Raw genomic sequence first — 25,960 nt, forward strand, 5'->3', positions numbered from 1 at the left:
TCGCGGGGGGGGCTTCGATGGACGAGCGGATTTCGGTCGGCACGTCATTCGGAAACGGGTGGTTCGTTGCGGCCGTCGTGGTCGCGGCGCTCGCCGCCTTCGGCGGCCTCTCGCTTGTCGCGTTCCATCCCGGCCCGGCCGCGATCGTCCTCGGCGTCGCGGCCCTGTTCGCGCTGATCGGAACGGCCCACGGGTTCGCCATCGCCCGCGGCCGGAAGTGGTTCACGCCCACCGACGACGGGTTCGTCTACGCGGACCGCAACGGCGAGTTCGAGTTCCGGGACGAGGATGTCGCCGAACTGGGGACGTGGGCCAGGACGCGGTTCTCGAACGGCGTCCCGAAGTCGATCGTCCGCGATTGCCTGATCGTCCTTTCCGCCGGCGACTACCGCGGCGACCTGCGGTTCTCGTTCGCCTTCCCCGTGACCAAGCTCGACCCGCTCGGCGAGTTCCTCGAACGGAACCTCGACCGGCTGGCGAAGGACGCGACGGCGCGGATCGACAAGGGCGACGCCCTCGTCGGCGACGACTGGGAGCTGGACAAGAACGAACTCGTCTTCAACGACAAGCGGCGGAGCGAGGCGTTCGGGGCCGAGGAGCTGTCGGCCGTGGACGTGGTGGACAACAAGGTGTGCGTCTGGGTCCGCGGCGAGCCGAAGCCGGTCGTGCAAGTGCCCGCGGCGTCGGTGAACGCCCTCGTGCTGGCCCGCGTCCTCGGCAAGCGGTTTGAGACACGCGGCACGAAGCCGGACGACGACGGGCCGGGCCTGGGCCGGATCATCTTCGAGCGGGACAACTCCACCTCGAAGGGCCTGTGCGTGTTCGCCGTCATCGTCGGCGCGATCATGTTCCTCGGCGGGTGCGTCGCCGCGTACTTCGCGACGCAAGAGCGGAACCCGACGGGGCCGATCATCCTCGCCGTCGTCCTCGTCCTGCTCGGCCCCGGCATCGCCGTGGCCGTGTGGTTCAACCGGATCAGCGTCCTCCGCTGCCACTCGCGCGGCGTCTCCCGGATCACGACGAAGTCTACGAAGGAGCTGGAGTACAAGGACGTTCGCGTCTTCAGTTACCAGGCGATCCGGCAGTACGTGAACGGCGGGTACACCGGCACGACCGTCACGATGACGTTCGAACCGGCCGAGGGGTCGGACAAGCAGACGATCCACTACGCGGCGACGATGAAGAAGATCGACGTGGAGCTGGACAACCTCCGCGACCACGTCAGTGGTGTCATCGCGAAGCACATGAAGGACCGGCTCGACGAGGGCAAGGCCGTCCGGTGGACAGACGGCTTGCGGTTCACGCCGGAAGGTCTCGAGGTGGAACTCGCCGGCGGTCGGCTCTCGGCCGGCAAGAGCCGGCTGGTCGCCTACGACAAATGCACGTTCACGCTCCAGGACGGCTACTTCTTCCTCTTCAAGAAGGGCGGCCAGGACTCGCTCTACTCGCTGCCCGTCAGCGCCCCGAACTTCTTCCCCGGCTACGCGCTGCTGCACCAGCTCGTCTACCCGCCGCGGCCGAAGGAGGACGAGGGGGAAGACGTGCCGACGATCAAGCCGAAGCGAAAGCCCATCGAAAACACGGACGAGTGACGGATGAGTGTGCCCAACTCGGACGTGGTCATCATTGGGGCGGGACTGGCCGGGCTGTGCTGCGGCCGGCGGTTGCACCAGTGCGGCATCCCGTTTCAAATCTTGGAAGCGTCCGACGGCGTCGGCGGGCGGGTACGAACCGACACGGTGGACGGGTTCAAGCTGGACCGCGGGTTTCAGGTCTACTTGCCGGCGTACCCGGAGGGGAAGCGCGTTCTCGACCTGCCCGCCCTCGACCTGCGGCCGTTCCGCCGCGGCGCGCTGGTCCGGTTCGGCGGAACGTTCCATCGAGTCGTGGACCCGCGCGAGAGCTTTTTCGGCGCGGCGCGGAGCTTGTTCAACCCCGTCGGCACGGTCGGCGACAAGTTCCGCGTCGGCCGGTACGCGGCCCGACTCTTGCGGTTACCCTTTGAGAAAGTGCTCGAAGCTGACAACCGCCTGACGCTCGACGAACTGCGGTGGGCCGGCGGGTTCTCGCCGAAGATGATCGACCGCTTCTTCCGCCCGTGGCTCGGCGGCGTAACGCTCGATCCGAGCCTGGCGACATCGAGCCGGTTCGGCCGCTTCGTGTTCCGGATGTTCGCCGAGGGCGGGGCCGCGATCCCCGCGCAAGGCATGGGGACGATCCCGAATCAAATCGCGAACGGGCTGCCGGCAGGATCGATCCGGCTGAACTCGTCCGTCGCGGCGGTCGATCGCGGCGAGGTGATTCTTCAAAACGGCGAACGGGTCCGCGGCCGGGCCATAGTGGTCGCGACGGAGGCGACCGCGGCCGCCCGGCTGATCGACGGCCAAGCCGCCACTGTCAACTTTCGCGGCTCGGTCACCCTTTACTATTCGGCCGCGAAGTCACCCGTCGCCGAGCCGATCCTCATCCTCAACGGGGAAGGGGAGGGCGTCGTGAACAGCCTCGTGGTGCTCTCGGACGCGGCCCCGACGTATGCCCCCGATGGTCGGTCCCTGATTTCCGCGTCCGTGGTCGGCGTGCCCGCGGCGGCGGACGCGGAACTTGAACGAGAAGTGCGGACTCAGCTTCAAAGTTGGTTCGGCCCGCCCGTTAGCGACTGGAAGCTGCTCCGCATCGACCGCATTCCGTACGCTCTCCCGGACCAATCGGGCGGCGTCCTCGATTCGTGGCAGCGGCCGGTGCGGCTGCGGCCCGGCCTGTACGTGTGCGGCGACCACCGCGACCAGGCGTCCATCGACGGCGCGATGACCTCCGGGTTCCGAACGGCCCAAGCCGCGGCGGAAGACCTCCACGCGAAGCGGGCGTGAACGTCCCCAATGTGAGGTGATAGAATTTCAGGAATCTTTCGGGAAGCGTGCATGACCCCAGCCGGCGACGCCAAACCCGCCCCCCGTGCGACGGATCAGTTCGCCGGCGCGGCGTCAGTCTGCCACACGGCCGCCTACTCGCTAATTTGTTTCTCGCTGCCGATGGTCGGGCGGTCCGACGGGTACATGCATTTGGTCTACTCCTTCTCGATGGTACTCGTCGGGCTGCTCATTCCGTTAAAGCTTTTCCCGCACCCGTTCCGTGTACTGGGGTTGATACCGCCCGCGAACGTCGGGGTGCTGGTCAGTGTGGTTACGGCCTGGGCGTTCGGGACGGCTGCCTGGAATGGGATGCTCCTAGGCCTCGCCGTCGGGATCGTCTCGGGGGCGGAGCTTCGCTACTTGCGATTGTTCGACCGGGCACGACTCGCAACCGGGCACGGCTGGCGGAGGAAATGGTCAACCCTCGACACGGTACTGACGTTCGGTCTTCTCGCCGCCTTCGTCTGTTACCCTCTGTCCGTCCTCACGGGTAGCGGCGAGCCGACGGATTGGCCGAACCTGCCTTACCTCTGGTGGTACACGTTCGGCGTAACCTTCTTCCTACTCGTCTTCTCGTGGGTACGCTTGTTCCGCCCGTTTTTCGAGCTGTGCGTGGAGGCCGTGGTCTGGCGGAACTACCGCATATCCGCGGCCGGCCCTGGTTCGTCGGGGCTGCCGACCGACGGGCCGATGCTCGTGATCGCGAACCACGCCTGTTGGTGGGACCCGCTGTTCCTCGCGAAGGTGCTGCCGCGACCGGTCACGCCGATGATGACCTCCGTTTTCTTCGACAAGTGGTTCCTGCGGCCGTTGATGGTCCACGTCTTCCAAACCATCCGGGTGGCCGACGCCCGCGTTCGCCGGGAGACGCCGGAGATTCAGGAAGCGATTCGGGCGCTCGACGAGGGAAAGTGCGTCGTCATCTTTCCGGAGGGGTACCTCCGGCGGAAAGAGGAAGTCCCGCTCCGGCGGTTCGGCCGCGGCGTTTGGGAAATTCTGAAGGCACGGCCGAACACGCCGGTGGTCGCGTGCTGGATCGAGGGCGGGTGGGGCAGCTACGCCTCGTACTGCGGCGGACCGCCTACGAAGAACAAGCCGAAGGAACGCCGCCGGCCGATCAGAATCGGGATGTCGGCCCCGTTCACCCTGCCGGCGGATCGGTTCGAGGAACACCTCCCGACCCGGATCGCGTTGATGAACGAAGTGTTGACGGCGAGAAGCTACTTGGAACTGCCGGAACTTCCGCGGGCACAGTTGCCGACGCACGACCAGAAGGAAGACTCTTCCCAACCGGCAGAATCCTGACGACCGGAAATGTTTCGGCAGCTTCGCCACGTCGCACGACCGGCAGCGTCCCGGCACAATCCGCACACTTTCCCTCAAGACCCGCGTTGCACGCCGCGCAAGCCCGACCTAGCCTTCATCGTTTACGGGTACGAGTCGCAGCGACCGCGCCGGTTGTCGCTCGCCGCGAAACCTCCCGCCTAGGCGGACACCCCGACGACCGAGTTGGAATTAACCATGCGAACGCGATTCTCCCTGCTGATGCTCGTCATTTTCCTCGTGGCGACCGCGACAGGTTGCCACGGCCGGTTCCTCCGCCGCGGGTGCAACTCGACGACGCGGGCCGACCTGCCGCCGGTGCCGGTGGACTACTGTCCGAACCCGTGAGCGGGAGTAGAAACCTCGTCGCCCGTACCGACACCGCATCAGTTAGGACACGTCCGACCGGCACACCTTCGTTGACCGCCAGACGCCGCGGCGCTTAACCCGCTTGCGGCGTGAAACCATTCTTCCACGATTTGCCCGTCCCGCCAACCGGCGCATACTCCTCCTGACGGCCGAGGCCGGCCGCACGGGACGGATCCCGCGACCTCCGACGGATCGGACACTGGCACGCACCCCTCGGTGAGGCCGTGCCACGAAAAGGAGGTTCGTTCGCCATGACTCGTCGCATTCTGTTCGCCGCTACGTTCGCGGCCGTCGCCCTGTCCGCGACCGGTTGCTGCGGCGTCGTTCGCAACTTCGTTTACCGCATTCGGCACTGCAACGGCTGCTACCCCGCGTTCGGCGGGTACGCCGAGCCGGCCGTCGTCGCGCCGAGCTACGCCGGGCCGGTGATGCACCCAGGCCCGATCGGCGATCCGGGGTGCGCGACCTGCGGCAGCTCGCCGGTCGTGCCGTACCAATCCGCCGGCGTCCCGATCGTCCCGCCGGCCTACGCCGTGCAGCCCGGCACGACGGCCCCGTTCGCATACTCGGACGCGGGCGGGAAGGTAGCCGGGGCGAAGTGACTTACGCCCGGTCGCGCTTCGCCTTCTCCTCCGCGGAACTGCCGCGGAGGTAGAGCGGCTCGATTCGCATCAACTCGTCGCGGTCGAGGGGCGTGAACCCCTCGGCCGCCCGTAGGACGCCGTCCAATCGGGGGTCTCGGTCCGCAGGTGGAACCACGCGGGCGTTACACGGCAGCTTGTCCGCGTGAACCGACACGCCGGGGCCGGTGACCCACACCTCGCGATTCGCCCAGGGCAACCACTCACCAACGGGCACAATTCGCAACTCGTCCAACGGCTGTCGTTGGCCGTCCTGCGTCTCGAACCGCTGAAGGTAGATTGACCCTTGTAATGCGTCGGCGACGACCCAGAGCCGTTCGGCTTCGGCCGGCGCTTGCTCCGCGACCGCGGCGAACGTCGGCACGGCGATCATCGGCACGCCGGCCGCGTAAGCCAGCACCTTCGCCGTGGTTAGCCCGACCCGGAGGCCGGTGTACCCGCCGGGGCCGATGCTCACCGCCACGGCCCCCAGTCGCGACGGGGTCAGCGATTCCTTACTCAGCAGTTGGCGAATCACCTCGGTGAGGTCGCGGGCGTGGCGGCGCTTCTCGTCCATCACGGTCAAGTAAATCAATTCATTCCCACGGCCCAGCCCGACCTTCCCGACGCGGCCCGACGTTTCCAGGACCAACCGCCACTCGCTCATCGTTGCCTCGCGAATAGAATCGCGTTCATTCTAAGGCGGGCGGCCAACGCCGACCGGAAACTCATGAGCTTGGAAGCGACGGTCCACATCGACGGCGGCTCCCGCGGGAACCCCGGCCCGGCGTCCTACGCGGTCGTGTTGACGCGGCCGGGGGCGGCGGCCGTCGAGGAGGCGGAGACCATCGGCACGGCGACCAACAACATTGCGGAGTATACGGCCCTCGTCCGCGGGCTGGAGTTGGCGGCCGAGAACGGGATCGAGTCCCTGAACGTCAGGAGCGACAGCGAGTTGCTCGTGAAGCAGATGAACGGCGAGTACCGGGTCAAGAACGCCGACCTTCAGGAACTGTTCCGCCGGGCGACGGACCTGCGGCGGCAGTTCCGGACCGTGAGCATCACGCACGTCCGCCGCGACCAGAACAAGCGGGCCGACTTCTTGTGCAACGAGGCCCTCGACGGCCGGCCGCGGCGGCGGGGCGAAATCTACAAGGAATCGGCGAACGCCGCCCGCCCGTCGGCCGTCAAACCCGCGGCGGTCGTGGGGGACGAGCGCGTCCGCGACGACGCCATCGAGTGCCTACGGGCCGCCGCCGAGGCGTGGGCGGACAACGGCCCGCGGAACCCGCCACCGGCGATGGTGTGGGAGCAACTCTGGTCGATCCTCGAAGAAGGTGGCGTACTGAAAAAGCGGTAGGGGTACGAATGGCCGACCTGCTATGGTTCGACTCGATCACCCCGGCTGACGCCTCACGGGTCGGCGGGAAGGCCGCGAGCCTCGCCGCGATGGCGGCGAACGGCCTCCCGGTTCCGCCGGGGTTCGCGCTCACGACCGACGCTTACCGACGACTTCACAGCACGGGGATTCGCTCGGACGCCGGCCTCGCGACCGCCGTTCGCGACGCCTTCCGCAAGTTAGGCGGGGCAGTCGCCGTTCGCTCGTCCGCGACGGACGAGGACGGGACCGAGACGAGTTTCGCCGGCCAACAGGAAACGGTCCTCGGCGTCGAAACGGAAGACGGCGTTCTGGACGCGATCGAACGATGCTGGGGGTCGTTGCACACGGAGCGGGCGGTCGCGTATCGACAGCAACAGGGCGTGTCCGAGGTCGGCGTCGCGATGGCGGTCGTGGTTCAGAAGCTCGTCCCGGCCGATTCCGCCGGTGTTCTGTTCACGCAAGACCCGACGGACCCCACGGCCGGCCGTATGGTCGTCGAAGCCGCGTTCGGCCTCGGCGAAGTTGTCGTTTCGGGCCGGGTGACGCCCGACCGGTACGTGATTGAAAAATCGACCAGCCGCATCGTGGAGCGACACCTCGGCAAGAAGTCGGTGCGAGTTGTTGGCGGTCGCGAGGAAAGGGTTCCCACAGAACTTCAACAGGCCCTCTGCCTCAGCGACACGGCCGTCGTGCAGCTGGCCGAGTTAGGCGGGAAGGTGGAAGCGTTTGTCGGCCACCCGCGGGACATCGAGTGGGCGATCGCGAACGACGAACTGTTCCTACTGCAAGCCCGTCCGATCACGACCACGGGCTTGGATCGCAAGGCGGTTCGCACGGAAGTCATCGCGAGCCTCAAACCCCTGGCCGACCCGCGGGGGACCGTCTGGGTCCGGTACAACCTTAGCGAAATCCTGCCGCGGCCGACGCCGATGACGTGGGCCGTCCTTCAGCAGCTGCTCGCCGCGGACGGCGGCATCGGATTGATGAACCGCGACCTCGGCTGTCGGCCCGACCCGGCGTTGAACGGGCAGGGGGCGTTCGACCTCGTCGCCGGCCGGCCGATGGCGAACCTCTCGCGGATGCCGCGGTTGCAACTCCGTCACCCGCCGTTCGAATTCCCGTTCGCAACGTTCCGCGACAACCCAGAACTCGCTCTCGACCCGAAGGCGGTCTTGAACCCGTTGCGGGACGGGGCGGTCAAGGGGCTGCTCCGACTGCCCGCGACCGTGTGGCGGCTTTGGCGGATGGCGTCGATCGCCCGGAAGGAGGCCGACACGTTCGCGGACCGATTCCGAAGTCAAATCGTGCCGCGGTACGTTCGCCTGATCGAAGCCGCTAGGGCCGAGGATTGGTCGAACCTCGGCGACCAACCCCTGCTCGCGAAGTTTGAAGAATGGGTGCGGCTGTCGCTCGTCGAGTTCGCGCGGCACAGCCTGAAGCCGACGGTCCTTGCCGAGAACGCGTGGGCAACCGTGGTCTCCCTGCTTCAACCCACCCTCGGCCAAGACGAGGCCCGCGCCGCGGCGGCCGAATTCGCTCGGGGCGTTACGCCGGACCCGGAGACCGACCTGGCGTCGGCGTTCCGCGACCTGGCGACCGGAACGACGACGCGCGAGTCGTTCCTCGAACGGTTCGGTCATCGGGCGGCGAACGAAATGGAGTTGGCCGCGCTGCGGTGGAACGAACAACCCCCCGCGCCGCAACCGTTGCCCGTGGGGCCGAGCATGCACGCGCCGACGGGCGACGGGATCGACGCCGTTCTCGAACGCTTTAAGCTCGCCCCGCCGCTCGCCTCGGCGGTCCGCAAGCAAGCGCTCGACCTCCGGACCTATCTGGGACTTCGGGAATCGGCGAAGCACTACCTGTTGATGGGGTACGCGCTCGTCCGTCGTGCGCTGGTCGAACTCGGCCGCCGGTTCGAGTTGGGGGACCGTATCTTCTACCTATTGCCGGCGGAGCTGCCTCAACTCGTCGGCGGGCAGAGGTTCGATACCGTGATCAGGGAGCGGATGGAGCGAAGGAAAATTGAACTGACGCTGGAGGTCCCCGCGGTCTTGTTCAGCACCGATCTCGAAGCGATCGGGCGGCCGGCCGCCATGCCGGAAGGGGCGACGAAGTACACCGGCACGCCGCTGTCCGCCGGCGTCGCGGAGGGACCGGCCTTCGTCCTGACGGAGCCGACGAACCCGCCCGAAATCTCGGACGGCTTCGTGCTGGTCTGTCCTTCGACCGACCCGGCGTGGGTTCCGCTCTTCGCCCGCGCGACGGCCCTGGTCATGGAGACGGGCGGCGTCCTCTCGCACGGGGCGATCGTGGCCCGCGAGTTCGGGCTGCCGGCCGTAGCGGGATTGCCCGATATCACGCGCCAACTGCGGACGGGCCAGCGCGTTTGCGTGGATGGGAGAACGGGTATTGTCGCGGTCCTCGAAACCTGACTACGTCAGGATGTCCTTCACGACGTTGCCGTGAACGTCGGTGAGGCGGTAGTCGCGACCCTGGAATCGGTACGTCAACTTGGTGTGCTCCAGGCCCAATCGATTCAAAATCGTCGCCTGCAGGTCGTGGACGTGGACCTGATTCTCGACCACGTTGTACCCGATGTCATCGGTCTTGCCGTGGATGTAGCCCGGCTTCACGCCGCCGCCGGCGAGCCACATCGTGTAAGCGTCGATGTGGTGGTCCCGGCCGACCGTCTCACGGGTTTCGCCCATCGGCGTGCGGCCGAACTCGCCGCCCCAGACGACGAGCGTGCTGTCGAGCAGGCCGCGACGCTTCAAGTCCTTTACCAGCGCGGCGCACGGCTGATCGACCTCCTTGCAAATGTTGTCTAGCGACTTGCCGAGGTCGATCGCGCCCCCGTGGTGGTCCCAGTCGGTGTGGATCAGCTGGATGAACCGCACGCCCCGCTCGACCATCCGGCGGGCGAGCAGGCAGTTGTTCGCGAACGACGCCTTGCCGGATTCCGCCCCGTAGAGGGCGAGGGTTTCCTTCGTCTCGGTCTTGAGGTCCATCAGCTCCGGGGCGGCCGTCTGCATCCGGAAGGCCATCTCGTAGGCCGCGATCCGCGTCTCGATCTCCGGGTCGCCGACCGTCGCCTTGCGGAGCTTGTTCAGCTCGCCGACCGCTTCGACGAACTCCCCCTGCTGCTTGCGGTCCACGCCCTTCGGCGACGCGAGGTCGAGAATCGGGTTCTCGCCCTTCAGGAACGGCACGCCCTGGTAGACGCTCGGCAGGAAGCCGTTCGACCAGATGGCGGCTCCGCCGCGCGGGCCGCGCGGGCCGGATTGCAACACGACGTAACCGGGCAGGCTGTCGGACTCCGACCCGAGACCGTAGGTCACCCACGCCCCCATGCCGGGCCGGCCGAACTGCGGGGAGCCGGTGCTGAGGAAGACCTTCGCCGGGCCGTGGTTGAACACGTCCGTCTTCATGCCGCGGAGCCAGCACACGTCATCGACGATGTCGCGGTGATGCGGGAGAAGCTCGCTCAGGTCCATCCCGCACCGGCCGTACTTCCCGAACTTACGGTTACACGCCAGAATCTTCGCGTCGCCCTTGATGAAGGCGAACCGCTTCCCCATCGTGAACGATTCGGGAACCTTCTGCCCGCCGAGCTTGTTCAACTCCGGCTTCGGCTCGAACAATTCCAGCTGCGAGGGTCCGCCGGCCATGAACAGGAAGATCACGGCCTTCGCCTTCGCCGGGAAGTGCGGCTTCTTCGGCGCGAGCGGGTGCTTGGCGGTCGGGGTCGCGGTCGCCTCGCGTTCCAACAGCGACGCCAGGGCCATCGAGCCGATGCCCAGCCCGCAATCGCGGAGGAACTCGCGGCGTGCCGCCGGGGGGAGGAAGTTCGGGTCCATGCGTCACTCGCGGGTAATGAATTCGTCGAGGTTCATCAGCACGCGGCCCACCGCCGCCCACCGCTTCGGTTCGTCGATCCCGTTCGCGTACTTCAGCACGCGGGCCGACTCGTCGTCGCTCGGCGTGCGGCCGAAGCACAACTCGAATGCGAATCTCACGCGCCCCCGGTCGTCGGTCGGCCCGTCCTTCAGGACGCGCTTCCCGAACCCGTCGGCGAACTCGACGAACGCCGGGTCGTTCGCCAGGTGGAGGGCCTGCAGCGGCGTGTTGCTCCGGTTACGTTTCGTGCAGGCGGTTTGGCCGTCCGCGCCGTCGAACGTGGTCAGGAGCGGGTGCTGGCTCTGCCGCCAGATGTGCGTGTAGATCGCCCGGCGGTAGCGGTCCTCCCCCTTGCTCTCCGGCCACGGGTGCTTGCTCTGGGTGAAGCTGAAAACTTCCGCGGGCTGGGGCGGGTAAACCGGCGGGCCGCCGATCTTTCTGGAAAGCAGCCCGCTCGCGGACAGGGCGACATCGCGGATCGCCTCCGCTTCCAGGCGGATTCGATTCTGCCGAGCGAGCAACAGGTTCCGGGCGTCGCGCTCCATCAATTCCGGCCGGGCGTGCGAGGACTGCCGGTACGTCGCGGACATCACGATCAGCTTGTGCGTCCGCTTCATGGACCACGCCGGGCCGCTCGTCGGGTCCATGAACTCGACGGCCAGCCAATCCAACAACTCCGGGTGCGTGGGGAGGCTGCCCTGCATCCCGAAGTCGTTCTCCGTTTCGACCAGGCCGCGGCCGAAGAATTGCTGCCAGTACCGGTTCACCACGACGCGGGCCGTGAGCGGGTTCGTCTTCGAGACCAACCACCTTGCCAGATCGAGCCGGGTCTTACCCTGCGCGGCCGGTAGCACGGCCGGGGGGCCGGGTTCGACGCGGTCGCCGGGGCGGAGGAAGTCGCCGCGGATTTGCACGAACGTGTCCCTCGGCTTGGCCCGCTCCTTCATCACGAGGGTCGAGGGGATGTTGCCTTGAATCTTCTTGATCTCGGCCTTCACCTTGTTGATCGCGGACACGTCGCCCGTCTTTTGCAGGTCGAGTATCTTGGCGTTCAGCTCCGCGATCTTCTTCTCGAGGTCGGGCTTGCCGCCGAGGGTGATGGTGGGCTCGTCGGTGCTGTTGAAGTAAGCGTAGAGGCGGAAGTAGTCCTTCTGCGAAACCGGGTCGAACTTGTGGTCGTGGCACTGGGCACAGCCCATCGTGAGGCCGAGCCAGACGGCCGCCGTCGTGTTCGTGCGATCGACGACCCGCTCGACGCGGAACTGCTCCGGGTCGGTCCCGCCTTCCTCGTTGAAGGACGTGTTCCGGTGGAAGCCGGTGGCGATTCGTTGGTCCGTCGTGGGCTTCGGGAGCAGGTCGCCGGCGAGTTGCTCGGCGGTGAACTGGTCGAACGGCATGTCGTCGTTCATCGCCTTGACCACCCAGTCCCGCCACGGCCAAATGATGCGTGCGCCGTCAATGGTGTACCCGTTGCTATCGGCGTACCGGGCGAGGTCGAGCCAGTGTCGTCCCTGCCGCTCGCCGTAGTGTGGCGACGCGAGGAGGCGATCTACAACCTTCTCAAAGGCGTTCGGCGACCCGTCGTTGACGAAATCGTCCACTTCCTTCGGCATCGGCAGGAGGCCGACGAGATCGAGCGTCACGCGGCGGATCAAGGTGGGCCGATCCGCTTCCGGCGAGGGCTTGATCCCCGCTTTCTCCAGTCGGGCCAGAATGAACGAGTCGATAGCGTTGCCGCTCGTCGCCTTGATACCCGTCTTGGGAACGGGCGGTAGAACCGGGGCCGTGAACGCCCAGTGGGGCGTGTACTCCGCCCCGGCCGCGATCCATGCCTTCAGTTTTTCGATCTGGTCCGAGGTCAATGCGTCCCCGGCCTCCGGCGGCGGCATCCGGCCTTCGTCGTCTTTCGCCGTCAACCGCTCGATTAGCGTCCCCTGTTCCGGCTTGCCCGGTACGATGGCTTCCTTCTTGACCGCCGACGCGCGGTCGTCGAGGCGGAGTTTCGCCTTCTGCGTGCCGGGGCCGTGGCACTTGAAGCAGCTGTTGGACAGGATCGGTCGGATGTCGCGGGCGAAGTCGATGGCCGGTTCCGCCCCGGCGTTGCGCACTAGCAAAAAGCAGACGGCGACTGTCGAGAAGAATCGCATCGGGAAACCAGGGGAATGGTTTTGGGTGGGTAAAAGTATTCTCTCAACTCGTGAATCGAGCCGCAAGGCGTGTCGGGCCGGAGTAAACAACTAACCTCAACAACCGACCGATTCCGGCTTCGGGTGAGAATCACGCGGGGGGTGGAATCGATTTATCCTATTTTTCTAGCATTCCCGTTGCGACCCGTCCGATTCCGTGCAATGCTCCGGGCAACCCGTAATAGGCTTTTCGGTCCCCCATCGCCCGGAGCCGCCCACGTGTTCAGGATGAACGAAACGTGTACGTCGTTGACCCGATCGTCGAGTCCGCCGAGCCTGATGCCCACCCATGCAGCCCACCGCAATTTTACCGGAACGGCCGTCCGTAGCCAAAATTGAAGGTGTCGATCTCTCCCAAACACCCATGCCCCGCGGGGCACACGGTACGGTTTACTCTAGCATCAACGTTTTTCGGTCCGAGGAAGCGGCTGATCCGCCCGCGGACCTGTTCCCGCAGCCGAGCGACGACTTCTACGGCTTCGAGATCGTCGAGGAACTCGGCCGCGGGGCGTTCGGCCGCGTTTTCCTGGCGAAGGAACGCCAACTCGCGAATCGGCCCGTCGTGCTCAAGGTCACGCTCAAGGACAACAACGAGCAGCTCCGACTCGCCCGGTTGCAGCACACGAACATTGTCCCGATCCAGAACGCCTTCCGTCGCGGTCCGTTCCACGTCCTGCAGATGCCGTTCTTCGGGCGGAAGACCCTGGCCGACGTGATCCACCACGTCCGCGAGGAGACCGGCTTCCCGAACGTCAGCGGCCACGTGTTCACCACGGTCGCCAAGGCATCGACCCAACGGAACACAAAGCACGACTCGGCCAAGCAAGACTCCGGCGTCACCTACATTCAGCCGGCAGCCCGCCCCGGTTCCCACGCCGGCGTGTCCCCGGAGGTGGAGGTCGCGGACGTTAACCCCCTCCAGGAATCCCTCACCGGGATGCCCTACGCGGAGGCGGTGCTGTCCGTCATGCGGCGGCTGGCCGACGGCCTGGCCCACGCCCACAACCGGAAGATCCTCCACCTCGACCTGAAGCCGCACAACGTCCTGTTTAGCGACGACGGGCAGCCGATGCTGCTCGACTTCAACCTGTCCGCGGACCGCACCACGAACGACCGCCGGCGGGTCGGCGGGACGTGGCCGTACATGGCCCCGGAAGCCATCCGCGAGTACGCGAAGCTCTCGGACGAGACGGCCGACGAGCGGACCGACCTGTACGCCCTCGGCGTCATTTTCTTCGAGCTTCTGACCTGCCGGCTGCCGTTCTCTCCCATCCGCACCGTCCCGGAGGATTTGCCGGACGCCATCGCGGAGCGGGAACAGGGGGCGCACTCGGTCCGGGACTTCGTCCCGGAGATTCCGAACGCCATCGATGCCATCGTCCGGAAGTTGCTCGCCCCGAAGCCGGACGACCGCTACCAGTCGGTCGATCAGCTCCGCGAAGACCTCCAACGTCAACAGGAACACCGCCCGCTCCGGTACGCGGCGGACCGGGATGTCGTCGAGCGGTTCAACAAGTGGCACCGCCGGAACCCGCGGGCCGTGGCCCAGATCGCTACCGTCGTCGCCATGCTGGTCGTGGCCGGCGGCGGGTTCGCCCTCTGGAGTGGCGTCCGGGAGCGGGCGAAGGTCGCGGCCGTCGCCCAGGCCCATGAGTTCCAAACGTCTTTCGCGACCGACCAACTCGACCTGGCCGTCCCGTCCGACGTGGCGACCCGCCGGGCCGGGATGAAGGCGACCGCCGAGTGGCTCGCCAAGTACCGCGTCGGCGAGTCGGGCGATTGGACGGCCACCCCCGAACTTCGCATCCTCGACGACCAAACCCGCTCGACCCTCCTCGGGCAGATCGGCGAGGCGGCCCTGCTGCTCGCCCACGCGGAGATGCTCGAAGCCCGCGGCAAGGACGGGTCCGACCAGGTCGAAACGCTGGCCCGCGCCGTGCGGTGGAACCGCATCGCCGAGCAGGGCTTCGGGGCCGCGGCCCCGGCCGTCCTGTGGGAGCAACGCCAAGAACTCGGCGAGCTTACGAGGGAAGACGCCCTCCGCGTCGGCGTTCCGTCGAATCCTTCGGCCGACACGCGGTCCGAGCGCTACGTGCGGGCCGTCCGACTAGTGGGGCATGGCAAGATCGCCGACGCCGTCACGCAGCTCGCGCACCTCACCCAGGACCGGCCGGACCACTACGCGGGCCAGTGCCTCCTCGCCATGTGCTACCAGGCGAGCGGGCAGCCGCTGCGGGCGCTGGAGCGGTTCCAGATCGCCCAGCCGCTCGCCAAGAACGCCCGGCTCGCGTGCCACAACCGCGCGATCGTCCTGCTCTCCCTCGGCAAGCTCGAACAGGCGGAGGCGGAAGCCACCAAGGCCCTGAAGGCCGCCCCCGGCGACGTCCGCACGACCCTGCTTCGGGCCACCATCTTGCGCGGGCAAGGCAAGTACCAACAGGCCGTCGAGGACTGCACCGCCGTCATCGACCGCGCCCCCAGCATCACCGCTTACGTCCTTCGGGCCGACTGTTACAACCTTCTCGACAAGCCCGCTCTCGTCAACGCCGATCGAGCGGCCATCGACCAACTGGAGGCGAAGACGGCCGAGGACTTCGCGGCGCGGGGTTGGGCCATGAGGAAGCAGAACCCGTCGCGGGCACTAGACGAACTCAACCGGGCAATCAAACTCGACCCGAACTACCTCCTCGCCTGGCATAACAAGGTCTGCGTCCTCAGCGATAACCTCGACGAACTCGACTTGGCGCTCGAAACCAGTCAGAAGGTCGTCGAGCTGGCCCCGAGCTACGCGGCCGGGCTGTCGAACCACGCCGTCCTGCTCGCGCGGGCCGGGCAGCGGGACGAGGCTCATAAGGCCGTCCGCAAGGCCCTCGCCGTCAACAGCGACCCGCGGCTCGTGTATCAGGCCGCGTGCGTCTACGCCCTCACGTCGGCCGAGCAGCCGCAGGATCGGGCGACGGCCCTCGCGTACTTCCGCCAGGCGCTGCGGGAGGGCTACCGCAACTTCGCCGACATCGAGAAGGACAAGGACATGGCCGCGGCCCTGAAGCTCGACGACTTCCGCGGCGTCCTCGACGCGGCCCGCAAGCTGGTGAACTGACCGCGTGTAGAATCGGTCGTATGACCGACCACGACGCGCTGCTGCACGCGATCCTCGCGAACCCGGACGACGACACGGCCCGCCTGGTGTACGCCGACTTCATTCAGGAAGCCGGCGACGACCGGCGGGCCGAGTTCATTCGCGGGCAGGTCGAACTCGCGAAGACGCCGGACTGGGAGCCGTTCGCCGTCCGGTGGCGGCGGGCCGACCTCGCGACGCAGGCCGGGGACGGCTTCCGGGAGAGCCTGCCGTGGCACGACTCGTGGAACCCGCGGTTCCCATTCCGCCGCGGCCTCGGGTACGCCGTCAAGACGAACGCCGTTCAGAACCTCATCGACTACGGCGACCAACTCTTCGCATCGGCCCCCGTCGGCGAACTCCATCTGCCCGGCGGCGACATGCAGGAGTACACCGCGTTCGCGGCCCAACCGTGGCTGCCGAAGGTGCGGGCCATCCGCTTCTGGACGCTTACCACGCCGACCGAGCCGGTCCGCGCCCTGTGCGCCTCGCCGCTCGCGACCGGGATCGACACGATCCACTTCGAGAAGGCGAGCAGCCCCGGCATGTCGTTCCTCGTCGAGGGGCTGTTCGAGTCGCCGCTCGGTCAGCAACTTCGCGAACTCTCGTTTCATGTCGGCGACGGGTCGCAACTCGATCTCGTCGAGGCGTTCGAGGCCGGCGGCCCGCCGAGGCTCGAACGGCTGACGTTCGACAACATGGGGCTGGACGACGCGGCCGGGCGGCGGTTGGCGGCATCGCCAGTGTTCGACACCCTTCGAGAACTCACGTTCAAAGACATGAATTTCGACGAACGCCAGGTCCAACGCCTTCTCCAAAGCATCCGGCCGGGGCTGCAATCCCTGTCGTTCGTCGGCATGGGCTTCCGACCCTCGGAACACGACATCTTCGCCGGGTTGTCGTCCACCAAGTTCCGGTCGCTGAAGCGGTTGCGGATCACGGGCGGGTACGGGTTCCGTCCCCACCTGCGGTCGATCCTCGTCCCACCGCTGGCCGGGGTGCGGGCGCTGGGGCTGAGGGGCTTGTCGCCGGATGACGGCTTCTTTGCCCAACTCGTGACCGCCCCGTTCTGGAACAACCTCGTCGAACTCGACCTCCGCGACAACCAACTCACCGATCAAGCTGCCCGCTACTTGCTCGCGGTCGCGCCGCCACCCGAACTGACGACGCTCGACCTGCGGTTGAACGACACCATCGGTAACGAACAGCGTAACCAGTTGCGGGAGCACTACGGCCATTCACTTCTCCTGTCCGAACCCGGCGAGTCACTTCACTAACTCCGGCAAATACTTCACCGGCAGCGTGCCGTGGCTCAGTACGGCCTCGTGGTAGTTGCCCAACTCGAACCGGTCGCCCTGCTCGCGCTGGACCTTCTGCCGCAGGCGGTAGAACGCCGTGCGGCCGACGAAGTACGTCGAGAGCTGGCACGAACTCTGCTTCGCCCGCTGCACCTTGCCGACGGCCTCGCCCTCCGTCTGGAACCCGCGGTCCATCAGCAGCTTCAACGCCTCGGCGTCGGTCATGTTCGCGCAGTGCATCTTGTGGTCGAGGATCGCGTTCAGCACCGCCCGGATGTAGAACTTCAACTGGTGCAGCCGCAGCGACAGGTCGCCGTCGCCGTACCCCTGGTCGAGCATCATCTGCTCCGTGTAGACCGCCCACCCCTCCGCGAACACGCCGGAGTACAGCACCTTGCGGATCAGCGACGGGTGGCGGTTGCCGTACTCCAACTGGACGTAGTGGCCGGGGTACGCCTCGTGGATCGTGAGTATCTGGAGCATCGCCCGGTTGTACTCGCGGAAGAACGCCTCTTGCCGCGCGGCCGGCCAGTCGCCCGGCGGCGGCGACACCGCGTACAGGCTGTCCGCCGTCGGGTCGAACGTCGGGGCCGGGTTCAGGTACGCGGCCGAGAAGCCCCGCTGGAACTCCGGCATCTCGATCACCTTGCACCGGTCCGGGTCCGGCAGCGTGAGGATGCGCTTCTCGCGGATGAACTGCTTGATCTTGTCCACCGACTTCCGCGCGTCGTTCACGAAGCCCTCGGGCGTGCCGTGGTCATTCCCCAACTCGTCGAGGACGGCCTTCACCGTCGCCCGCCGCCCGGCCGCGTCGTCCGGCGGGACGGCCTTGCCGGGGAACCTCTTGTGCCACAGTTGCTTCGCGACGTAGTACATCTCCCGCTCCACGCGGTCGGCCTCGGCCTCCGCCTCGCGGATCACGTCCTCGGCCGACAGCCCGGCGTCGAGTTCCAGCTCCAGCTTCGTCGCGAACTTCTCCTTCCCCAGCCGCCAGTCGCCGTTCGACCGCGGTAGCAAGTCCTTCTCCAGGAACGTCTGGTACTCCTTGAGCGCCTTCACGGCCGCCTTCGCGGGTTCGCTCAACTCGCCCGTTCCCGGCGTCGTGCCGGCGAACCCGAAGATGTCCTTCTCGTAGAACGCGATCGCGCCGAGGTTCCGCTTGATGGCGATCTCCGTCAGCACCCGCGGCGGGTTCGCCAGCGACTTCTTCGCGTCCTCGATCACCTTCGGGATGTACGTGATGCGCTGGGCCGCGTTCGCCGTGTTCCGCTCCTTCGGCAGCGTCGATTGCGTGAACAAGCTGAACACGCTGTCCGAGATGTACTCGCCGAAGACGCGGGGGTCGTTCTTGAAGCGAGAGTCGTTCTCCGCTTGCCAGAGGCCGTACTTCAGGGCGTGCGTCCAGATTTCGAGGTCGATCTGGGCCGACCGCGACAGCTTCTTCGCGTCGATCTTCGTGGGAAGCTCGGCGAGCAACTTCTTCGCCCGCTCGATGTCCTCGGCCCGCGCCGCCGGCGAGAGGTCGTCGAGCCGGTCGTCGTGGTCGTGGTTGCCTTGCGAAGTCGCGAACGCCGGGTGACGGCGGAACTCGTCGTCGAGGTACGCCTTGAACGCGGCCGCGAGCTTCGCGTCCTCCGGGTTCGGGTCGGCGGTCGGGGTCAGCGGCATGGCGAGCATCAGTAAGGGAAGCATGGGAAGTCCTGAAGGAAGATGACGCTCACAGGCTATCCGCAGGTTGTGAAGGTTTCTAGCCCGCGGCCGAGCCGGACGCGGCGGACGGCGAACTCCTTCGCCATGCTCTCGTACTCGCGGCGGGACAGGTCGAGGCCGCGGTCGTCCCGGCAGAGCGTCTGGAGGCACTCGATCACCTTCGCGTGCAACGGCGTGCCGACGAAGTCCTCGGCCGCCTGCAACTCGGGAACGGTCGCCGACCGGTCGGCCGGGCCGCGGCCCTCGTCGATCTCGTTCATCATCTCGTCGCACTCGATCATCAGTTGCTTGTCGCTCGGCTCGTCGTCGTCCGCGGGCGTCGGCGGTACGATCGGCGCGAGCGGGGCCGGGGCGGGCGTCGAGCCGGCGAGGTCGCGGCCGTGGCGGAGGCGGGTCTTCTCCAGGTCGAAGATGGCGCGGGCGGCCCGTTCCGCCACGTCCGCGTCGCGGTGGCCGAGGCGGGAGCGGTAGAACGTCGCGGCCGCGGCGAGGGTTTCGGCCCACGCGTCGCGGCGGTCCTCCGGGCTGACCGGGACGGGGATCGGGGCCGGCGGCAGGTGTTCGGCGATGCGGTTGGTCGCCGGGCGGGGCAGGGTGGCGGTCATGGTGTGGTCCTCCTCAAGAAGTGGGCAGACCACGATAAGATACGGATGTTCATGTGTCAAGCAGTTTGCACATGCACTCGCCGACCTCCGAAAACGCCACTTTGAGATGTCCGCCCCGACCGCAAGAACGCCACTCGGCAAGACACCACCCGCCGGGCGCGGTAGGGTGAAGGTAAGTAATCGAGTGCCAAGTCATGACTCGAATCCTTCGCGCCCGTATCCCTCGCGCTGTCTTGAGCGTATTGGCAGGCTTGCTGGTCGCCGGTTGCGTCGTATCGTGCGAGATCGCGTTCCGGCCCCACAACGGCATCCGCGTCGGCAGCCTCTTGGACGAGGCAAGGTCCGCCCTCCCGGTCGGTTCATCCCGCGAACAGGTCGTGGCATGGTTCGACGCACGCGGACTGACTTACCAGACCGTGTATGGCAAGGGTGGGGAGTTTGCTCGGTACTTGGTGCGAAAGCAGAACGGCAGTTGGATGCAGCCGGACGCCAACCTCTGGATGCAATTTGATTTCGATGCGGCTGAGCGGTTGTCAAGGATCGGTGCTGGACAGAACTAGCCGCCCATCCTTCCGCTCCGCCGACCGCCATGCAACCGGTCGTGGCGTGACATCCAGACACGTCACGCTTACGCCGTGACGCTCGCCGTTGACACGGCACGCGGTCGTTTTGGGGTCGCCCGTGCCATCGGAAGAAGTCCCACCGCCAAGCACTCGCGCTTTCTCGTCCCAAACCTCTGGTTCGGGATGCCGCGTCGCGAACCTCTGGTTCGCGACAAGGTGGCGCTGCCTCCCGAGTCAATGGCGAGCGTCGCGGCGTGAGCGCGACGTGGCTGCACGTGCCCGAGCCACATCGCGCTCACGCCGCTCGCCGTTGCGATCCGTACCGCCGCCAACGGGCTGGCATCCCCGCTCGCACGCGAACCAGAGGTTCGCGGCGTCGCGTCCCGAACCGGAGGTTCGGGACGAGGAAGGACGAATGAAGAGTTACGCTCGCGCGTGTCGTTGAAAAAACTCCCACAGCCGCGCGTTCGCATCGAGCCGCGTCGTCGTCGGGCCGCCGATGCGGGGGTTGAGCTGGCCCTTGCCGCCGGGCCAGTGGTGGCCGTGGCCGACGACCGAGATCGCGCGAAACTCCACGCGGCCGGGGAACAGCTCCTCGTGGACGCCGTCCGCGTCGGACTCGACCGTCGAGGTGCGGGTGCAGCCGTTCGCGGCGGCCCAGCGTTCGAGCGTCGTTCGCACCGGCGGGCGGGGTTGTAGCTTGTTCCCCCACGGGACTTCGACCGAGCCGCCGCGGTACGGGATCAGCGGGTCGAGCGTGCCGACGACGTAGAGCGTCGGCAGCGGCCGGACCGGGACCGCGTCCGTCCAGCAGTGCCCGGCGACGGGGGCGACGGCCGCGAGCCGGTCGCCCCGCTCGGCGGCGAAGCGGAACGTCATCCCCGCGCCGTTCGAGAAGCCGGTCAGGTAGACGCGGCGCGGGTCAGCCGGCGACCGCGACAGCATGTCGTCGATCACGGCCGCGAGGAAGCCCACGTCGTCGGCGGTGGTTCGCAGCTCCTCGGCCGGGGCGTGCGAGCCGTCGTTCCACCGCGGCGGGTTGGTCAGGAACTTCGGCGGCTGGTCCGGGTACGGCCGCAGCGCCTCCGGCACGACGAGCAGGAAGCCGTTCGCGGCGGCGAACGGCGGCAGCTGCGTCTCGTCGGCCGACCACTCGGCCGTGCCGCCGGTGCCGGGCAGGAAGATGACGACGGGAAGGGGTTCGGCCCCGGCCGGCGGGCGGAAGAGGAGGTACCGCCGGTCGAGGCCGTCGTGCGGGAGTTCGACGAGTTCCACGGTCACGCCTTCAGCGGCATCAGGGCCAGCGCCAGGACGGCCAGCCCGCCGAGGGAGAAGATCGCGAGGAAGAACAGCCACGCCATCGCGCCGCCGGTCAGCACGTTCGGCTTCTGGCCGGGCGGCGTGAGCGGCTCCTCCCACTTGTGCTCCGGCCGCGGCACGGCGACCGGGCGTTCGTCCTGGTCCCGCGGCCGCGGCGGGGAGAGCGGTTCCTCGTTGGCGAACGGCGGTGGCGACGCATTCGCCAACGGCACGGCCACCAGCGCCTCGCAGTCGGCGCAGCGGATCTTCTTCCCCGCGAGTTCGTCCGGGGCGGGCAACACCGCCCCGCACGTCGGGCACGTCACGTCGATCGGCATCGCGATTTCTCCCCCGGTTCGTGTGGCTTCAATCCCCTGGGACCGCGGGCGTCCCGCCCGCCGCGGCCCCAGCCACTTGAGGCTGATCCCCGGAGCCGGGAAGGTGGGCGGGCGGGACGCCCGCGGTCCCAGGGCCGCCTTGCCCTCGGTTCTTCAACCACGCTTCTAGTCGATTTCGATTTCGCCCACGGCCACGGAGTTGATGTTATCCGCCGTCAGCGCCGTGACGCGGACGGCGCTCGCCCGGATGCCGCGGAACTGCCACTCGAAGTCGTGCCGCGCGCCCTGGCCTTGCAGCTCCTTCGATTGAATCACCCGGTCGTTCGCGTCCAGCAGTTCGATCTTCGCCGAGCGGACGGTGTAGCCCCGGTCGTACGACGGGTCGCGGTTGCCGAGGACGACGACGCGGCTGACGAGGACCGGGTTCTGGAACGTCACGCGGACCCACGGCTTGCCGCCGGCCGGTTCCGCCTTCGAGAACCAGGACGTGCGGGTGTCGCCGTCGAAGGCGTGGGACGCCGGCCATTGCTGCCACTCGGTGCTGGCCGTGAACGTCGCCCGGTCGCGCTGGCCCTTCAGCACGGCGTTCGGGCCGCGCTTGAACGGCGGGTCCTGGTCGGCCACGCCGGGGGCCGGCCCGCCGACCTGCGGCGGGGGGAAGGCGGGTTGGAACTGCATCTGGCGGCCGTCGATCTGCCCGTCGGCGGGCCGGAACCGTTGCTCCTCCGGCGGCGCGAACTCCATCCGGCGGGCCGGTTGCGCGGCCACCGGCTGCGGGACGATCGGCGGCGGCGGTTTCGGGTCGTCGTCGAGGTCCGGCGGGACGTAGGCCGTGCCGTCGTTCTTGCGGGAGCTGCCCCACGCGGCGTAGGCCAGCACGCCGAGGCCGACGGTCCCGGTGAGCAGGAACAGGGCCAACCACTTGAACGCCGTCGGCGTCATCATGGACTCCCGCCGCCGCTTCGCGATCGGCCGGCGGTTCGGCTTCCGCTCGCGGGGCGTGTCCTCTTCCTCCTCCGGCTCGTCGTCCTCGTCTTCGCGAACCTTGCGGGCCTTGTGGACGGGGGCGTCCGCCTTCGGCTCCGGCTTCGCCTTCGCCGCGACCGGGACGGCCACCGGCCGCGCCTTCACGGCCCGCGCCACCGGGACGGCGGCCGGCGGCGGGGGGGCCGCCGCGTCCGTCGAGGGGACGGTCACGACGCCCTGGCAGCCGCCGCACCGGACGTTCTGCCCGGCGTACTCGTCCGGCACGGGGAGCGTCGCCCCGCACTGCTGACACGTCGCGTTGATCGGCATGGAGGAACCCAACAGGCCCGCGGTACCGCGTCATTGTAACCGACGACCCCGGCCCGACCCAGGGAAAGATCGGGCCAACTTCCGGGGTGGGAACCCGTTTTCATCCGTAACGGGGAACCCGGAGTTGCGGTATTCACCTCACACCCCTCCTGGTATCCTGTGTCTGGGGAAGAAGCCGAGGAATCACGAATGCGAACACTCCACGCACTCGCTCTCACGCTGCTCGCGGCCGCCGTCGCCGCCGGGCAGCCCGCGCCGGGCACGCCGCCCCCGGCCGTGCCGACGCCGTCGCCGCCGGGCGGGAACAAGCCGCCGGAATGGCCGAAGGAGGTCGGCGGCAAGGACCTCAAGGGCTGGCTGGCGGAGTTGAAGGACTCGCCGGACGGCGCGATGCGGGAGGCGGCGACGAAGGCCATCCCGATGTTCGGCCCGTCCGCCCGGAAGGAGGCGATGCAGCCGCTCATCACCGCCGTCCGGCGGGAGACGGACCCCGGCGTGAAGGTGAACCTGCTCATCGTCCTCGGCAACATCGGGCCGGAGAACGCGGAGGAGGGGAAGAAGGTCGTCGATATTTTGAAGATCACGCTGTCCACGGCCCCGCAGGGCAGCCCGTACAAGCTGCACGCCGCCCGCGGGCTGGGGAACTGCGCCCTGTACGCCGCGGAGGCGATCCCGGAGTTGGTCAGCGCCGGGATGGACGACACGGCGTGGGAGACGCGGCGGACGGTGGCGCAGGTGCTCGGCATCGTCGGCCGGCCGAACGAGAACAAGAAGTCGCCGAACGCGCAGGCGCTCACCGCCGTGTCGAAGAAGATCGGGTCCGAGAAGTCCGCCCCGGTCCGGCTGGAGTTGGTGCAGGCGATGGTCGTCATGGGGCCGCCGGTCGTGCCGAACCCGGCCGACTACCCGCGGGTGATCGCGCCGTACTTCAAGGCGATCAACGAAGGGATCAAGGACGAGAAGGACAAGGCCATCCAGGTGTGGCTGCACATGCTGCTCATGCTGTACGACGGGTCGCAACTGACGGACGCGACGATCAAGAAGATCGCGGACCTCGTGCCCGGCCCGGACCTCGGCGGCCGGCTGGCGGCCCTGCGGGCGCTGGCGATGCTGGACGAGCGGGCGAAGCCGTTCGTGCCGGTCATCATCGCGGCCCTGAAGACGGACGACCCGGTGACGCAGCTGGAGGCGATGAACGCGCTAGCGGCCATGCGGGAGCACGCCCGGCCGGCGCTGCCGGAGTTGGAGAAGATCAAGACGACCTCGAAGAACGAGGACCTGAAGGAGTCCGCGGCGGAGGCGATCGACATCATCAACGGCAAGGCCCCCGTCCCGGCCGCGCCGCCGCCGAAGAAGTGAGCGCCCGACTTCCGAAGTCCGGCTTCGACTTCGGAAGTCGAGGGATAGAGGGGCGGTTGCGAAAGGGGCACTCGCCCCCGCGCGGGATCGACTTCCGAAGGCGAAGCCGGACTTCGGAAGTCGGGGTTGCCTGTTGCAACCGGCGGCCGTTCGTCGATAATAACTCTCAATTCTCCCCACGCCCGCCGGCGACACCCATGATCTCCCTCGCGGGCCGACCGGCCCGAACCCTCTGCTCCGGCCGCACCCGCCGCGAGTTCCTCCGCGTCGGCGGCCTCGCCGTCGGCGGGCTGTCGCTCGCGTCGCTGCTCGCCCACGCGAAGCCGAAGCGCCCCGCGAAGTCGTGCCTGCTCGTCTTCATGGAGGGCGGCCCCAGCCACCTCGAAACGTTCGACCTGAAGCCGGACGCGCCGGTGGAGGTCCGCGGCGAGTTCAAGCCGATCGCGTCGTCCGTCCCCGGCGTCCGCGTCTGCGAACTGCTGCCGAACCTCGCGAAGCAGATGCACCACTTCGCACAAGTGCGGTCGGTCCACCACGCCATCAACGACCACAACGCCGGCGCGTACTACATGCTCACCGGCAAGTCGCCGAGCGACGGCGGGAAGCTCGTCATCGCCGACTCGCCGACGACGTTCCCGTGCATCGGCAGCGTCATGGCGAAACTGCGGCCAATCGAGACGCCGATCCCGCCCTACGTGCTGCTGCCGGAGTTCCAGTGGAACAACGGGGTGGACATCGGCGGGCAAAAGGCCGGCTTCCTCGGCCCGAAGTTCGACCCGTTCGTCGGCGGCGACCCGAGCTTGAAGGACTACTCGATTCCCGGATTGGACCTCCTGCCGGAGTTGCCGCTCGACCGGCTCAACGAGCGTGACGACCTTCGCAAAGAACTGGACCGCGCCGTCGGGCGGCTCGGCGACGCGACCTCGACGGAGCGGATGACGGTGTTCCAGCAGAAGGCACTCGAGATCATCACCTCGCCGCAGACGCGGGCGGCGTTCGACCTGTCGCGGGAGCCGACGAAGCTGCGGGAACGCTACGGCCTGGACCCCGGCACGGACCGGAGTATCGAGGCCCGGAAGTTCGGCGGGCTGCCGCACCTGGGTCAGTGCATGTTGCTCGCCCGGCGGCTGATCGAGGCCGGCGTGCGGCTCGTCACGCTCGTCACCGGCCGGCGGATCGACCAGGCGTGGGACACCCACCGCGACCACTTCGGCCTGATGCGGCGGGCGCTCTGCCCGCCGTTCGACCGGGCGCTGTCGGTGCTGATGGAAGACCTGCACGAGCGGGGGCTGCTGAAGGACACGCTCGTCGTGGTGATGGGCGAGTTCGGGCGGACGCCGAAGGTCGGCCAGGTCACGTCGAACGCCGGGGCGAACAAGAACAACGGCCGCGACCACTGGCCGTACTGCTACACGGTGCTCTTCGCGGGCGGCGGCGTGCCGGGCGGGGCGGTCTACGGGTCGAGCGACAAAACGGCGGCGTTCCCGAGCGAGAACCCGGTGTCCCCGGAGGACGTGGCGGCGACGATTTATTCCGCGCTGGGCGTCGATCCGACGACGGAACTGCGGGACCCGCTGGACAAGCCGTACACGCTGAGCGCCGGGACGCCGATCCGGGCGATCTTGTCGTAACGTGGTTTTGGTTTTGTTCCCTCCCCCCTTGGGGGGGAGGGTTAGGGAGGGGGGT

At 67.8% G+C, this 25,960-nt stretch carries 20 protein-coding genes; 12 read left to right on the forward strand and 8 right to left on the reverse strand.

What is annotated here, in order from left to right; translation table 11 throughout:
* Positions 1–17 precede the first annotated feature (17 nt).
* The 5 genes from AC5JJ2_RS05275 (at position 18) to AC5JJ2_RS05295 (ending at position 5,203) form a co-directional block, all read left to right on the forward strand.
* The gene (locus AC5JJ2_RS05275; RefSeq protein WP_495856917.1) at positions 18–1,592 is read left to right on the forward strand and encodes a hypothetical protein; all 1,575 of its coding nucleotides are present in this window, start codon (positions 18–20) and stop codon (positions 1,590–1,592) included.
* 3 nt (positions 1,593–1,595) lie between these two features.
* On the forward strand, positions 1,596–2,867 hold the full coding sequence (locus AC5JJ2_RS05280; protein ID WP_495856918.1) for an NAD(P)/FAD-dependent oxidoreductase: 1,272 nt from the start codon (positions 1,596–1,598) through the stop codon (positions 2,865–2,867).
* Between the two features lie 51 nt (positions 2,868–2,918).
* Positions 2,919–4,214, forward strand: a complete 1,296-nt coding sequence (locus AC5JJ2_RS05285; RefSeq protein WP_495856919.1) for a lysophospholipid acyltransferase family protein — start codon at positions 2,919–2,921, stop codon at positions 4,212–4,214.
* A gap of 216 nt (positions 4,215–4,430) precedes the next feature.
* Positions 4,431–4,580 (forward strand): hypothetical protein, encoded by a 150-nt coding sequence (locus AC5JJ2_RS05290; protein WP_495856920.1) that lies wholly within the window; start codon positions 4,431–4,433, stop codon positions 4,578–4,580.
* 272 nt (positions 4,581–4,852) lie between these two features.
* Positions 4,853–5,203, forward strand: coding sequence for a hypothetical protein (locus AC5JJ2_RS05295; RefSeq protein ID WP_495856921.1), 351 nt, complete (start codon positions 4,853–4,855; stop codon positions 5,201–5,203).
* Between the two features lies 1 nt (position 5,204).
* Here AC5JJ2_RS05295 and tsaB read toward each other — a convergent pair whose 3' ends face one another.
* On the reverse strand, positions 5,205–5,888 hold the full coding sequence (gene tsaB / locus AC5JJ2_RS05300) for a tRNA (adenosine(37)-N6)-threonylcarbamoyltransferase complex dimerization subunit type 1 TsaB (protein ID WP_495856922.1): 684 nt from the start codon (positions 5,886–5,888) through the stop codon (positions 5,205–5,207).
* Between the two features lie 63 nt (positions 5,889–5,951).
* Here tsaB and AC5JJ2_RS05305 point away from each other — a divergent pair, with 63 nt between their 5' ends.
* Both AC5JJ2_RS05305 and AC5JJ2_RS05310 read left to right on the forward strand, forming a co-directional pair.
* The gene (locus AC5JJ2_RS05305) at positions 5,952–6,581 is read left to right on the forward strand and encodes a ribonuclease HI family protein (protein ID WP_495856923.1); all 630 of its coding nucleotides are present in this window, start codon (positions 5,952–5,954) and stop codon (positions 6,579–6,581) included.
* Between the two features lie 8 nt (positions 6,582–6,589).
* Positions 6,590–9,037, forward strand: a complete 2,448-nt coding sequence (locus AC5JJ2_RS05310) for a PEP/pyruvate-binding domain-containing protein (RefSeq protein WP_495856924.1) — start codon at positions 6,590–6,592, stop codon at positions 9,035–9,037.
* Here the strand turns inward: AC5JJ2_RS05310 and AC5JJ2_RS05315 are convergent, their stop codons facing one another.
* Together AC5JJ2_RS05315 and AC5JJ2_RS05320 are read right to left on the reverse strand one after the other, a co-directional pair.
* Positions 9,038–10,462, reverse strand: a complete 1,425-nt coding sequence (locus AC5JJ2_RS05315; protein ID WP_495856925.1) for a DUF1501 domain-containing protein — start codon at positions 10,460–10,462, stop codon at positions 9,038–9,040.
* 3 nt (positions 10,463–10,465) lie between these two features.
* Positions 10,466–12,649 carry a PSD1 and planctomycete cytochrome C domain-containing protein gene (locus AC5JJ2_RS05320; protein WP_495856926.1) on the reverse strand — a complete coding sequence of 728 codons (2,184 nt, stop codon included), beginning with the start codon at positions 12,647–12,649 and terminating at the stop codon, positions 10,466–10,468.
* Between the two features lie 403 nt (positions 12,650–13,052).
* Here AC5JJ2_RS05320 and AC5JJ2_RS05325 point away from each other — a divergent pair, with 403 nt between their 5' ends.
* Positions 13,053–15,788 carry a protein kinase domain-containing protein gene (locus AC5JJ2_RS05325; protein WP_495856927.1) on the forward strand — a complete coding sequence of 912 codons (2,736 nt, stop codon included), beginning with the start codon at positions 13,053–13,055 and terminating at the stop codon, positions 15,786–15,788.
* A gap of 20 nt (positions 15,789–15,808) precedes the next feature.
* The gene (locus tag AC5JJ2_RS05330; RefSeq protein WP_495856928.1) at positions 15,809–17,083 is read left to right on the forward strand and encodes a TIGR02996 domain-containing protein; all 1,275 of its coding nucleotides are present in this window, start codon (positions 15,809–15,811) and stop codon (positions 17,081–17,083) included.
* On the opposite strand, the gene AC5JJ2_RS05335 is transcribed toward AC5JJ2_RS05330, so the two are convergent.
* Both AC5JJ2_RS05335 and AC5JJ2_RS05340 read right to left on the reverse strand, forming a co-directional pair.
* Complete coding sequence (locus tag AC5JJ2_RS05335; protein ID WP_495856929.1) at positions 17,072–18,796, reverse strand: DUF885 domain-containing protein; 1,725 nt, start codon at positions 18,794–18,796, stop codon at positions 17,072–17,074. The genes AC5JJ2_RS05330 and AC5JJ2_RS05335 overlap by 12 nt on opposite strands.
* 32 nt (positions 18,797–18,828) lie before the next feature.
* On the reverse strand, positions 18,829–19,419 hold the full coding sequence (locus tag AC5JJ2_RS05340; protein ID WP_495856930.1) for a hypothetical protein: 591 nt from the start codon (positions 19,417–19,419) through the stop codon (positions 18,829–18,831).
* 194 nt (positions 19,420–19,613) lie between these two features.
* On the opposite strand from AC5JJ2_RS05340, the gene AC5JJ2_RS05345 reads away from it, so the two are divergent.
* Positions 19,614–19,979: a hypothetical protein gene (locus AC5JJ2_RS05345; RefSeq protein WP_495856931.1), complete on the forward strand. Its 366-nt coding sequence runs from the start codon at positions 19,614–19,616 to the stop codon at positions 19,977–19,979.
* 426 nt (positions 19,980–20,405) lie between these two features.
* On the opposite strand, the gene AC5JJ2_RS05350 is transcribed toward AC5JJ2_RS05345, so the two are convergent.
* From AC5JJ2_RS05350 to AC5JJ2_RS05360, 3 genes are all read right to left on the reverse strand, one after another.
* Complete coding sequence (locus AC5JJ2_RS05350; protein ID WP_495856932.1) at positions 20,406–21,257, reverse strand: CE1 family esterase; 852 nt, start codon at positions 21,255–21,257, stop codon at positions 20,406–20,408.
* A 2-nt stretch (positions 21,258–21,259) separates the two neighbouring features.
* Positions 21,260–21,619 carry a hypothetical protein gene (locus AC5JJ2_RS05355; protein WP_495856933.1) on the reverse strand — a complete coding sequence of 120 codons (360 nt, stop codon included), beginning with the start codon at positions 21,617–21,619 and terminating at the stop codon, positions 21,260–21,262.
* Between the two features lie 165 nt (positions 21,620–21,784).
* Positions 21,785–22,915 carry a discoidin domain-containing protein gene (locus tag AC5JJ2_RS05360; protein WP_495856934.1) on the reverse strand — a complete coding sequence of 377 codons (1,131 nt, stop codon included), beginning with the start codon at positions 22,913–22,915 and terminating at the stop codon, positions 21,785–21,787.
* Positions 22,916–23,104: 189 nt separating this feature from the next.
* Between AC5JJ2_RS05360 and AC5JJ2_RS05365 the strand changes: the two genes are divergently transcribed.
* Both AC5JJ2_RS05365 and AC5JJ2_RS05370 read left to right on the forward strand, forming a co-directional pair.
* Entirely contained in the window at positions 23,105–24,274 is a 1,170-nt protein-coding gene (locus tag AC5JJ2_RS05365; protein ID WP_495856935.1) for a HEAT repeat domain-containing protein, read from the forward strand.
* Positions 24,275–24,471: 197 nt separating this feature from the next.
* Positions 24,472–25,905 (forward strand): DUF1501 domain-containing protein, encoded by a 1,434-nt coding sequence (locus tag AC5JJ2_RS05370; RefSeq protein WP_495856936.1) that lies wholly within the window; start codon positions 24,472–24,474, stop codon positions 25,903–25,905.
* Positions 25,906–25,960 lie beyond the last annotated feature (55 nt).

It is taken from the genome of Limnoglobus sp. (assembly GCF_059499385.1).

What these genes read in the sequence shown, in the direction of transcription:
- AC5JJ2_RS05325 (WP_495856927.1), top strand. Translation starts at nt 13,053, where the DNA reads ATGCCCCGCGGGGCACACGGTACGGTTTACTCTAGCATCAACGTTTTT.
- AC5JJ2_RS05275 (WP_495856917.1), top strand. Translation starts at nt 18, where the DNA reads ATGGACGAGCGGATTTCGGTCGGCACGTCATTCGGAAACGGGTGGTTC.
- AC5JJ2_RS05370 (WP_495856936.1), top strand. Translation starts at nt 24,472, where the DNA reads ATGATCTCCCTCGCGGGCCGACCGGCCCGAACCCTCTGCTCCGGCCGC.
- AC5JJ2_RS05330 (WP_495856928.1), top strand. Translation starts at nt 15,809, where the DNA reads ATGACCGACCACGACGCGCTGCTGCACGCGATCCTCGCGAACCCGGAC.
- AC5JJ2_RS05280 (WP_495856918.1), top strand. Translation starts at nt 1,596, where the DNA reads ATGAGTGTGCCCAACTCGGACGTGGTCATCATTGGGGCGGGACTGGCC.
- AC5JJ2_RS05285 (WP_495856919.1), top strand. Translation starts at nt 2,919, where the DNA reads ATGACCCCAGCCGGCGACGCCAAACCCGCCCCCCGTGCGACGGATCAG.
- AC5JJ2_RS05345 (WP_495856931.1), top strand. Translation starts at nt 19,614, where the DNA reads ATGACTCGAATCCTTCGCGCCCGTATCCCTCGCGCTGTCTTGAGCGTA.
- AC5JJ2_RS05305 (WP_495856923.1), top strand. Translation starts at nt 5,952, where the DNA reads ATGAGCTTGGAAGCGACGGTCCACATCGACGGCGGCTCCCGCGGGAAC.
- AC5JJ2_RS05310 (WP_495856924.1), top strand. Translation starts at nt 6,590, where the DNA reads ATGGCCGACCTGCTATGGTTCGACTCGATCACCCCGGCTGACGCCTCA.
- AC5JJ2_RS05335 (WP_495856929.1), bottom strand. Translation starts at nt 18,796, where the DNA reads ATGCTTCCCTTACTGATGCTCGCCATGCCGCTGACCCCGACCGCCGAC.
- AC5JJ2_RS05315 (WP_495856925.1), bottom strand. Translation starts at nt 10,462, where the DNA reads ATGGACCCGAACTTCCTCCCCCCGGCGGCACGCCGCGAGTTCCTCCGC.
- AC5JJ2_RS05355 (WP_495856933.1), bottom strand. Translation starts at nt 21,619, where the DNA reads ATGCCGATCGACGTGACGTGCCCGACGTGCGGGGCGGTGTTGCCCGCC.
- AC5JJ2_RS05340 (WP_495856930.1), bottom strand. Translation starts at nt 19,419, where the DNA reads ATGACCGCCACCCTGCCCCGCCCGGCGACCAACCGCATCGCCGAACAC.
- AC5JJ2_RS05365 (WP_495856935.1), top strand. Translation starts at nt 23,105, where the DNA reads ATGCGAACACTCCACGCACTCGCTCTCACGCTGCTCGCGGCCGCCGTC.
- AC5JJ2_RS05295 (WP_495856921.1), top strand. Translation starts at nt 4,853, where the DNA reads ATGACTCGTCGCATTCTGTTCGCCGCTACGTTCGCGGCCGTCGCCCTG.
- AC5JJ2_RS05320 (WP_495856926.1), bottom strand. Translation starts at nt 12,649, where the DNA reads ATGCGATTCTTCTCGACAGTCGCCGTCTGCTTTTTGCTAGTGCGCAAC.
- AC5JJ2_RS05360 (WP_495856934.1), bottom strand. Translation starts at nt 22,915, where the DNA reads ATGCCGATCAACGCGACGTGTCAGCAGTGCGGGGCGACGCTCCCCGTG.
- AC5JJ2_RS05290 (WP_495856920.1), top strand. Translation starts at nt 4,431, where the DNA reads ATGCGAACGCGATTCTCCCTGCTGATGCTCGTCATTTTCCTCGTGGCG.
- tsaB (WP_495856922.1), bottom strand. Translation starts at nt 5,888, where the DNA reads ATGAGCGAGTGGCGGTTGGTCCTGGAAACGTCGGGCCGCGTCGGGAAG.